Source organism: Photorhabdus temperata (genome assembly GCF_025384845.1).
GTDB classification, from domain to species: domain Bacteria; phylum Pseudomonadota; class Gammaproteobacteria; order Enterobacterales; family Enterobacteriaceae; genus Photorhabdus; species Photorhabdus temperata.
The window spans coordinates 1-1479 of the sequence record NZ_JAJAFX010000172.1 but is presented as its reverse complement, the minus strand read 5'-3'; the positions used below and the strand labels follow the sequence as shown (position 1 = coordinate 1479).

Sequence of the window (1479 nt, the reverse complement as noted above, 5' to 3'; positions counted from 1 at the left end):
TACCCTGCATACTTAATCACATCACGCTGAACTGATATTAGCCCGCGTCCATTGCAATGGGTGCATGAAGTGGTTGTAGCGGCCGATCGGGAATATTCTTCAAAAGCCATTTTTGCCAATATCACCAGACATTTTCCTAACCGGTGCCCGCTGGCTTTGGTAATGAGCTTGGGGACCTGACGTTTAGCATACAAAGTCAGTTGCTCAACGGTTCGAACGGTATCTTCATTGCTGACACCATGTTTACCCAAGAACGCCGCCATCCCAAAAGTGGCTTTAGATTCAGCCATCCCCAATGCCGCCATCACATCCGTCCCCGTAATCCGATCCGTTGATGTGCATTTGGGTGAACTATTGACGACCAGTCCTTTCGGGCTGAAATGTTTTAATGCTGATTCGAGTTTCATGCGGCACACTCTCCCACCAGATTCAGAATAATCTTGTCTGTTAGACCTGAGCGGTCATGGAATCGCTCTTCAGACAGTACCCATTTACAGACGTCTATCGCTTCCTGACGATCCACAGCTTGGATAGTGGCTAGCCTCTTTTCGAGATAATTCTCCCGGTCATAGATATAATACCGATCACTGTCACCGTATCCGCCCGGATCAAGTTCTTTAGCGGCCACATTACGCATCTGATATAACCAATCCCAATAAAGAAACTCACGAATGACATCAGACAATGTGTGCGGTTCGGGGAGCTGTTCAATGAAACCCTTGGCCGTCGCCTGGCGTAATTTATCCGTTTCATTAATGCGATCACCACGCATACACCCTTCCGCCTGTTCTTTCTCGTTCCAGTAGTAGAAAGGTTCATAAATTTCTGCCAGCTCCCCCACCAGCATTAATTTTTCTGGTTCAGTCAGTTCCAGCGCGGCCTCATAGCTTGCAAAAGAAGCCCTGACCTTGGCCGCCTCCCTGATCTGGGCTTTCGCTCTGTTGATATAGCCCTGTGGGTTATCCATGCTCATCGTGCCAAGCGCAATCTGAAAGACGTGTGCACCCGACTTCATCAGGTAATCAGAATATTTCTTCTGAGCCTCTTTGGGGGTAATTTTCAGCTTATTCAAAGCTTCCTCGGCGGCGTCAAGGTGGGCGGGTTCGTTGGTTTGAATAACCTCCAGCACCCACAAATAAGCATCCACCTGTTTGTTTCCGGTAATCTTCCGCTGAACGGGTAATGGTTTTACGGTTGCCAGTGCCGTGCCGTAGCTTGGTTCAGGAATGGCAAACAGCGCCTTATGTTTTAAGTTATCAGTTATCTTCATTATTCCACCCACTTATTAAAAGACAGTTCACGCACTTCATCACCGTTAAGTAGCATGTCATTAAAATCACCGTGATCGGGCCAGCGAATACTGACCGTTTCTAAATCATTTTTGGCAATGAGATTGCCTCTGGCGCACTCAAACGCTGCCGCATGGCCGGTTGCTGAATGCAGATCCATATCAGCGAAAATAATTAAGTGTTTAACTCC

The 1479-nt window shown here is 47.7% G+C and carries 2 protein-coding genes and 1 pseudogene; all 3 read right to left on the bottom strand.

All coding sequences use genetic code 11. From position 1 onward, the window contains the following. The coding region (locus LGZ99_RS24385) for an antitermination protein Q (protein WP_262979842.1) at positions 1–407 on the bottom strand (407 nt) is incomplete at its 3' end. Then, positions 404–1270: a helix-turn-helix domain-containing protein gene (locus tag LGZ99_RS24380; RefSeq protein ID WP_262979841.1), complete on the bottom strand. Its 867-nt coding sequence runs from the start codon at positions 1268–1270 to the stop codon at positions 404–406. The genes LGZ99_RS24380 and LGZ99_RS24385, both read right to left, overlap by 4 nt. Further along, positions 1270–1479 (bottom strand): annotated as a pseudogene (locus LGZ99_RS24375) (DNA primase); the annotation flags it as partial. The gene LGZ99_RS24380 and the pseudogene LGZ99_RS24375, both read right to left, overlap by 1 nt.